At 45.0% G+C, this 8389-nt stretch carries 8 protein-coding genes; 7 read left to right on the top strand and 1 reads right to left on the bottom strand.

The features are described from left to right. The 3 genes from AB6E85_RS25555 to AB6E85_RS25545 form a co-directional block, all read left to right on the top strand. A partial coding sequence (locus AB6E85_RS25555) for a lactate dehydrogenase (protein ID WP_372144760.1) occupies positions 1-1114 on the top strand: 1114 nt, incomplete at its 5' end. Positions 1115-1300: 186 nt separating this feature from the next. Continuing rightward, a complete protein-coding gene (locus AB6E85_RS25550; protein WP_372144758.1) occupies positions 1301-2770 on the top strand; it encodes a hypothetical protein in 1470 nt (489 codons plus the stop codon). Beyond that, entirely contained in the window at positions 2770-4350 is a 1581-nt protein-coding gene (locus AB6E85_RS25545) for a GGDEF domain-containing protein (protein ID WP_048609814.1), read from the top strand. The genes AB6E85_RS25550 and AB6E85_RS25545 overlap by 1 nt, the downstream gene beginning before the upstream one ends. An 80-nt stretch (positions 4351-4430) precedes the next feature. Here the strand turns inward: AB6E85_RS25545 and AB6E85_RS25540 are convergent, their stop codons facing one another. Then, a complete protein-coding gene (locus tag AB6E85_RS25540) occupies positions 4431-5333 on the bottom strand; it encodes a DMT family transporter (RefSeq protein ID WP_268671089.1) in 903 nt (300 codons plus the stop codon). A gap of 250 nt (positions 5334-5583) precedes the next feature. Here AB6E85_RS25540 and AB6E85_RS25535 point away from each other — a divergent pair, with 250 nt between their 5' ends. The 4 genes from AB6E85_RS25535 to AB6E85_RS25520 all read left to right on the top strand — a co-directional run. Continuing rightward, entirely contained in the window at positions 5584-5979 is a 396-nt protein-coding gene (locus AB6E85_RS25535; protein ID WP_048610582.1) for a DUF3302 domain-containing protein, read from the top strand. Beyond that, a complete protein-coding gene (locus tag AB6E85_RS25530; RefSeq protein WP_048609817.1) occupies positions 5979-7109 on the top strand; it encodes an HlyD family secretion protein in 1131 nt (376 codons plus the stop codon). The genes AB6E85_RS25535 and AB6E85_RS25530 overlap by 1 nt, the downstream gene beginning before the upstream one ends. Positions 7110-7411: 302 nt before the next feature. Continuing rightward, positions 7412-7960, top strand: coding sequence for an ECF-type riboflavin transporter substrate-binding protein (locus AB6E85_RS25525; protein ID WP_004732085.1), 549 nt, complete (start codon positions 7412-7414; stop codon positions 7958-7960). Positions 7961-7966: 6 nt separating this feature from the next. Beyond that, on the top strand, positions 7967-8389 hold a 423-nt coding region (locus AB6E85_RS25520; RefSeq protein WP_372144754.1), incomplete at its 3' end, for an ABC transporter ATP-binding protein.

The raw sequence follows: 8389 nt of genomic DNA, 5'->3' as shown, positions 1-8389 counted from the left end.
AACCTTCGTTGATAAATGGTCTGGATCCAATAAAAAACTCCAATTTCAAGAGAACCTCATGGGCTTACTGTTCATGGGCTATTCCGTACGTGAAATCTGCCGAAAATTAGAGATCAACCCAAAGACTTTCTATGATCATGTTGACCATATCGCGAGCCGTTGTCGTCGTAAATTAGCGATGATCGATGCACGATGGGTTAACCATGCAAAAGATTACGAGTTCGCATCTCACTACCAGCGTCTGCAACCACAAAGTAACAACGGTGTGGTATGGATAGCAACGGGCGAGGCGCATTCTGGCTATATCCTTTGCCAACACGTTAACTACTCTCAAAATGAAGAACCATCAGGGAACGTCGACCACAACCCTTATGATGATGTGGCACGCTTTGTATCCAAGGAGCACTCTTCAGAAGCAAATCTCGAACTGCCTCAGCCCTCAGACAAACTAAAAGAGCGCATTGAACAGCAATACCAAGTGATTCTTGCGAGAGGTAACGTTGAGGACCCTATGGGTAACCTCACCACATTTAGCTACCCTTCAAAGGGTGCACTCATTCGACCGCCTTATACCTCTTATGCTCACTTCTTACATGTGTTGGATATGTGTAACGAAGACAAGCATGTCGCCATCTATATGCCACAAGATCCATTACTAAGATCTGCCGCTTTAAGCGTATGTTTGCCGCGCATTCAGAGTCAAAATATTGACCTTATGTATGTCGAAGAAGATTCTGGCTGGCAAGACGATCAAAGTTTTGAAAAGATCGACATCGTTCACATGAGTTGGTGGCGAGATCGTTGGGCTATTGCGAATCAGGGTGATAACCAGAAAGGTATCTGCTACCTAACCGGTAACAATCCAGAACCAAAACAGTGGTTTAACACGGCCTCAATTCAACAAACTAAGTTCTATCAACAGCGCTTTCAGCTGTTATTTGATAGCTTTATTAGTGAGCCCAGACGTAAGCTTCGTCCTGGGGGCATTCTTCCATTGCTCGACATATTTAGAGCTTGGCACAATCTGTGCTACCAAGATAAGCAAGGGCTCACGGCAGCACAACGCTTAGGCGTAGCGGAGCTGCCATTAACTCTAAAGCAACTACTTTCATAGCAACAAAGCCTCTAGGTAATTATTCGGGAACTCATTGATTTTAAAGCGACAATATGAGGTAACACCCATAATTAGAAAAGATCGATGTTCCTTTGACGCTCTACGAAGGATAATTGGTGCTTATCTCAAATTACACTCTTATAATGATTGTGTTATCAATATGTTCGATAATCATGGATGTAAGTCTTGGACAAAAATCAGTACCTTCTTGAAACAGAATTAGAAAAACTCAAAACTCGTGTCGACTCTGAGCCATCGGTGATCCTAGAGATTGCCCAACAGTGCCTAGTCCGATCTGAGCAAGTTCTGTTTGAAGAGGGTGCCATCCAGTCATTAATGTTAATGGCAAGATGTAGCTGGAACCTGATGGATTACCAAAAAGGTTTAAAATACATCAAGGAAGCCTACAAGCGCCAAAGCCGATTAGATACCGACCTTTTTCTCCCTGAAATCCTCCATTTACACGCGCTCCAGTTCTGGGGACAAGCCAAGTACTATTCCGCCCAACAGTTTTGGATCAATGCCTTAGAGCAGTCCGCATTGGTTGATGAAGTCGAAATTCAAATTGAATGCCTCATTGGTCTTGGCAATATTTGGCGAATGACCCACGAATATAAACTTGCACGTTCAACCCACCAGCTTGCCGTTAAAGTGGCTAACAACAGTCGTATTGGTTGGCTAGAAGGTAAAGCCAGAATACTGCTCGCGTGGGACTACTACCTGCTCAACAACTATGTTGAAATGCTGTCGGTATTGGACGGTGCAGAAGAAGCATTAAAAGACCATAAAGATAACACTTGGCATGCAGAGGTGTGGGACTTTCGAGGCCTCGCCCTACTTGGTCTTGAACGCTTAGATGACGCAGAGCGCGCCACGGCCAAAGCGCACAATCTGGCCGTTGAACACAACCTAGTTTGGATGAAGGCGCACTCATACATCAGCCGAGCTAGATTGGAGCTCCTGAGAAAAAGACCAGAACAAGCGGCGAAATTACTGAGGCTCGCAGAACAATCCGCAAACGAGTTCGATAATGGCGAGTTGCTGAGCCAAATCTGTTACCAACAATCCTTGGTGGCGGAAGAAAACCAAGACTTCCAAACCGCGCTCGTCGCCTTTAAAAAGTACCGTCAATATTCTATCGGCATGCTCAAAGAGCAAACGACACGTGTTGGGTTAGATAAAGCGCGCAGTTCAAAACGCCAGCTAGAGCAGAGAACGCGAAAACTGATTAACCGTATTCGTGGTCAGCACGAGTACGATCCTGAGAAGCACCTCTCTTACGTTGTCTCTGAAACCTTTTGGTGGGAAAAGTTGGTACTGTTTAAGACAGAGCTTAAACGCTCGAACCACAGCATCATTATGTTCCATCATGTCGATACTGATTACTTAGATGTCTGTACCGAGATTGCTCATGCTTTATGTAACCAGAATGACTTCATCGCAAGACTAAGTTCTGAACGTGTGGCTCTTATGCTTTCCGAAAAAGGCGAAGCCGCAGAGCAAACCTTCCAAACTCTCAGCACCATGCTCGATATCTATCCATGGCATAGAAAAGGATTAAAGGGTTCGAAACCGACCGTCAGCCTTAATGATATTTTGACGTTCCCGTTCACGCTTGAACAACTCGAAGAAGACGATGCTGAGGTAATAGAATAATGGAAACTCTATTAAGCAAGATCACAGACGCCGGTTTAGACCCTTCATCAGTATCAGGTGAAGAAGCGATCATCTTCTGGAACCACATTCGTCAGCACGTTTCGACAACGCAAACAGAGCAAGCGCACTGCTATATCATTAGCTCTGAATACCGTGCCGAGTTACAACAAAATCAAACCAGTATCGAAGAGTTGAGACGAGCACTCGATCTGCTCCACCTTCCTGCCGATATCGAAGACATTCTGACAGTCAAAACCAGCCTAAGTGACCGCTTAGTTGAAATTGGTGATTACACCTCAGCACTCAATGAATTCGTCAGTTCATCGACAATCGCGGTTGAACACGGCCATATCGATGAATATGTATTAGCCATTTTAGGCATGGGCAACCTGTGTGATTCCTATGGCGATCACAACAGAGCCCTTCGCTACTATCAAAAAATCAGCAGCATAGACCATGCGATAAGCAGTCGCTCACTTCGCCTCAAATTCAAGCTGCATATGGTAGCAAGCTTGCTTCTACTCAATCGCATTACAGCGGCTAGCGATTTACTGAATGAGTGCGAAGAATTAAGTATTTTGGTGAGTGACAAGTTGCTCACAGCTCAAATATTGCTTTACCAAGCGAAGGTGCTGCGCGCTAAGAAAAAATACCATGAAGCGCTACGCTGCCTGTCTAAGGTTCAATACCCAGCCAATAGCACTCAAGCAAGCTGGCTTGCGACCATGACTCGTCTAGAGCTAGCACATTGCCTAAGTGCAACTGGTAAGCAAGACTACGCGAGCATGATTTTGTCGAGCACAGACAAACGCGTGAAAGCCTACTCGTCGCCAGTACTTGCAAAGCGATTCTACGATTCGCTAAGTGATGTGTGTATGAATCAAGGGCGCTTTCAAGAAGCGCTAAGCTATGAGAAAAAAGGCTACCGAATTGAAACCGATCTGATGAAGCAGATCCCGATCAGTGAACTCGGTGCAAGCCAGCTACGCCGCCTGTCCCGTTTTGAGTTACAACTCAAACTCATTCTCTCTGAACAAGAGAACAAAGAGCTCAAAGAGACAACTGAACAACACAAGAATGCGGTGGCTCAGCTCCAACAAGACGTATTCACCGATCCGTTGACAGGGTTACACAACCGTCGCTGGTTAGATGTGAAACTGAAAGATATGCTGCTGCACGATACCTCTTTCGCACTGATGGTTATCGATATTGACCACTTCAAGTCTATCAATGATGAACTGAGTCACTTAGTGGGTGATAAAGCGATTGTTAGTGTGTCTCAAGAGCTGCGTTCATACTTTAAGTTTAGAGGCGCGTCGTGTGTCAGGTTTGGTGGAGAAGAGTTCCTCGTCATTCTAGAGAACACTGATCTTCCTAAAGCAGAAATGCACTCTGAAAATTATCGAGAGCGCATCTTCCAATTCGGTTGGCATGAGATACTTGGGGAGCGCGGTTTGACCGTGAGTATCGGTATCACTTTGCATCGTGACGGAGAGAATACTCAACGTACCTTCTACCGTGCCGATAAAGCGCTATACCGAGCTAAAGCCAACGGCCGTAATCAAGTGTGTACAGAGTAATGACATGTCACTCTGTAGTTCTGTAGTTCTGTAGTTCTGTAGTTCTGTAGTTCTGTAGTTCTGTAGCTAAGGCCAACAGCTTATTGATAAAAGAACAGAGAAATGCCCGCAAGGGCGGCAAGCGTCCCGATGATACTTTGTTTTGACACCTTCTCCCCTTTCAGCGCATAAATCACCAAAATAAAGACCGGGCTGGTCGCTATCAACGTTTGTGCAATCGCGGGGTTAGCATTTTTCAGCGCCACTTGTTGAAGCCATAGAGCGAGAAACGTCCCGACAAAGATTGCTCCTAATAACCAAAGTTTATCGAGCTTGGTCATTTCCCATAAATCTCTTTTTATCGATGAATACGGCTTCTTTTCAACGAAAGGGATAATCAGCATCACGGCAAACACGCCAATCGTCAGGCGAATCAGTGCACCTAACAATGGTGGAATGTCACCCGCCACTAGCGCGTAGTGAGAGATAACCACACCAGATGCCTGACAGACACTCGCCACAAGCCCATAACCAATGCCACCCCACTGCGCTTGGTCATTCGATTCACCGCTCGCCGATTTTGATGGTTGGAAGACAACGAAGGTCACCGCCAGTGTTGTAATCACGACACCGAGCCAGCTTTGCACTGTCAATACAGCGCCAAGGAACATTAATGCCAACACACCAGAAAGAGGCGGGGCTAAAGATTCCAGTAACAACGTCTTATTGGCACCGATTCTTTTCAACGCTGCAAAATAGGCGCTATCTCCAATCGCAATGCCAATCACCCCTGAAATTGCCAATATCAGAAAATGGTTGGTGCTCAGTTCAAACTCCGGCATCGGGATAAAAGGCATTACCAGCAACATCATCCCTGACGCCACTACACCCTTAACAATGTTCAATTGCATCGCAGTGAAGCGATGTCCAAATTGTCCATAGATCCATGTCGCACATGCCCACACAATTGCAGCGCCAATGGCCGCCAATTCACCTATATACATCCGTATTTGTCCCTTGTGGTTATGCCCGTCAGTTAGAATCTTAACTGTCTTCATTTCAGCTTAAATACAAACCAGAAAGCCGAAATAACCTCTTCAAACGCGATGAGAATTTATAAGATTCATCAATGCTTTTATTCGCATTAGAAGCGACAACACATTATTTTCAACTCGGTAAATCATTTTTATAACAATTACTTGGATGATAGCGTAGTATATTTATAACTAATATCTAACATTACAAGGATCTGTTATGTTTTTAGACTACTTTGCACTCGGTCTACTGATTTTCGTAGCATTGGTTATCTTTTACGGCATCATCGTTATTCACGATATTCCCTATGAAATTGCGAAAGAACGCAACCACCCTCATCAAGATGCTATTCATGTCTCAGGCTGGGTTAGCCTATTCACCTTACACGCTATTTGGCCCTTCCTTTGGATCTGGGCAACGCTGTGGCGTAAAGATCGTGGTTGGGGCTTCGCTAAATTAGAAGAAGAGCAACACGATATTCATCATCGCGTCGATATTCTCATCGATCAAGTGAGTACCCTTCAGGAAGAAATCGCACAGCTCAAGCAAGCTGGTGCTGAGCAAAACAGTCCAGAGAAAGAGACAAACAACGTTCAAGATCAGGAGGCTAAGTAATGGATTTACTGCTGATAATGACCTATGCGGCACTTTGTATCACTATCTTCAAAGTATTTAATATCCCGCTCAATAAATGGACAGTACCTACCGCCGTTCTTGGTGGTGTCGTCATCATAGGTACTTTGATCCTACTGATGAACTACAACCACCCTTTCACGCAAATTGGTAATCAAGTTTACTCAACAACACCAGTCGTTTCAGGCGTTAGGGGTAAAGTTATCGAAGTGCCAGTAGAGGCAAACAAACCTCTGAAGGAAGGGGATATTCTTTTCAAAATCGACCCAGTTCCATTCGAAGCTGAAGTTGCAAGATTAGAAGCTAAAGTAAAGGAAGCAAGCCAAGGTGCGCTTGGAATGGAATCTGAAGTGGCTGAAGCTGAGGCTGCAAAAATCAAAGCCATCGCAGAGAGAGATAAAGCCCAACGTGAATTCTCTCGTTACAAGCGCGGTTATGACAGTGGAGCCTTTACCGAGCAACAATTAGATACTCGCAGACAAGCTTACAAGGCATCAGAAGCCGCAGTGAAAGTGGCAGATGCTAATCTAGAACAAGCACAAATTGCCCTAGAGTCTGAAATTGGTGGCGAGAATACAGCCGTTTTAAGCTTATTGGCCGAATTGCGTAAAGCTCAGTTTGATTTAGAGCAAACCGTGGTTCGAGCTCCCACTGACGGATACGTTACGCAACTAGCATTGCGCCCAGGCGTTATGGCAGTGCCGCTTCCCTTAGCTCCTGTGATGACCTTTGTTCACACAGAAGAACAATTCTATACCGCAGCGTTCAGACAAAACTCCTTACAACGCCTACAACCGGGCTACGAAGCTGAGTTCTTGTTTAGAGCATTGCCAGGGAAGATATTCAAAGGACGTATTGATGAAGTGATTCCAGCTATTGGTGAGAGCCAATTCCAAGCTAGAGGCGCGCTTCTAGGTACTGATGCGTTGCGTACCAGTGGTCGTGTGTTTGTTAAATTGAGCATCACAGATGATCTGTCTGACTACCATTTACCTATGGGTACCGCGGTTGAAGTTGCCGTTTATTCTGACAGCTTCACTCACGTATCTATCATGCGTAAGGTCCTTATTCGCATGAAGAGTTGGCAAAACTATCTATACCTAGACCACTAAACGGTCGTAGATATGTGACGAACCCGCTTAACACATTGTTAAGACGAATGAAAAAGCCAGACCCGCTCTGGCTTTTTTGTTGCTTGATTAACCGTAAAATTGCGCTTTTTACACGATATTTAGGTGTTCAGATGGAATTTTAGACATCTAGACACTTACCTTCCCTTATGGAAGGGTTCTACTGTATAATGCGCGCCTTATTTTTTATATTTGCCCAAAAAACGTTCTCATTGAGACGCATATTAATAATGGCGAATATTCGTTCTTTATTAAGCTTTATCTTTCAGTATTCGAGGTTATCTATGAACTTTTCAGCTAAAACAGTGGTCGTTATTGCCATTGGCGCGGCACTGTACGGCATTGGTGGTTTACCTATGTTTGGTGTCCCAGTGTTTGCGAACACGACATTGAAACCAGCGATGGCAGTCCTAGCACTGTTTTCTGTTTTGTTCGGCCCAATTGTTGGCTTCTTAGTTGGCTTTATCGGTCACTGGGTAACGGATCTGTTCGCAGGCTGGGGCGTGTGGTTAACTTGGGTACTAGGCTCAGGCATCGTAGGTATGGTTATCGGCTTATTCCCTATGATGACTAAGAACCGTCTTCAACAAGGCGAGCTGCCAATGAAAGATTTTGTGTTGTTCGTGATACTGGCCCTTGCAGGTAACGTTGTTGGCTATGGCTGCTCTGCGTTCCTTGACACCATCCTATACGCAGAACCGTTTACTAAAGTCTTCACTCAACTGTCTATCATCGCAGCGGGTAACACCGTTCTGATCGCTGTTGTGGGCTTCCTGATCCTAAAATCAGTCGCTAAACGCAACAAACAAAGCCGCAACCTGACCGAGGCATAAGCGATAATGACTATAGCATTTTCGAACTTCTCTTTTAGATATGAGTCGCTGGATAAACCGACGCTAAAAAATATCAATCTAAGGATAGAGAAAGGAGAGAAAATCGTCATTATTGGACCAAGTGGTAGTGGTAAATCTACCCTAGGTCAGTGTCTCAATGGTCTGATACCTCATGCAATTAAAGGTGAGGTAACAGGCTCTTTAGAGATAAACGGCAAGAATATCTCTGAGTTTTCGATGCACGATTATACCGAGCAAGTCGGCACGGTATTGCAAGATACTGACAGCCAGTTTGTGGGGTTGAGTATCGGTGAAGATATCGCGTTCGCACTCGAAAACCAGTTGATGTCGAACATTGACATGTACCCGTTAGTTAAGTCGACGGCAAAAATGGTCGACCTAGCGGACATGCTTGAGCGTTCACCTCAT

The organism is Vibrio sp. 10N.247.311.51, from assembly GCF_041467855.1.
In the GTDB taxonomy this organism is placed as follows: Bacteria; Pseudomonadota; Gammaproteobacteria; order Enterobacterales; family Vibrionaceae; genus Vibrio; species Vibrio coralliirubri.
Note: the sequence above shows the minus strand (reverse complement) of the source record. Positions and strands in the feature narration are given on the sequence as shown.

What these genes read in the sequence shown, in the direction of transcription:
- AB6E85_RS25545 (WP_048609814.1), top strand. Translation starts at nt 2,770, where the DNA reads ATGGAAACTCTATTAAGCAAGATCACAGACGCCGGTTTAGACCCTTCA.
- AB6E85_RS25540 (WP_268671089.1), bottom strand. Translation starts at nt 5,333, where the DNA reads ATGTATATAGGTGAATTGGCGGCCATTGGCGCTGCAATTGTGTGGGCA.
- AB6E85_RS25535 (WP_048610582.1), top strand. Translation starts at nt 5,584, where the DNA reads ATGTTTTTAGACTACTTTGCACTCGGTCTACTGATTTTCGTAGCATTG.
- AB6E85_RS25530 (WP_048609817.1), top strand. Translation starts at nt 5,979, where the DNA reads ATGGATTTACTGCTGATAATGACCTATGCGGCACTTTGTATCACTATC.
- AB6E85_RS25525 (WP_004732085.1), top strand. Translation starts at nt 7,412, where the DNA reads ATGAACTTTTCAGCTAAAACAGTGGTCGTTATTGCCATTGGCGCGGCA.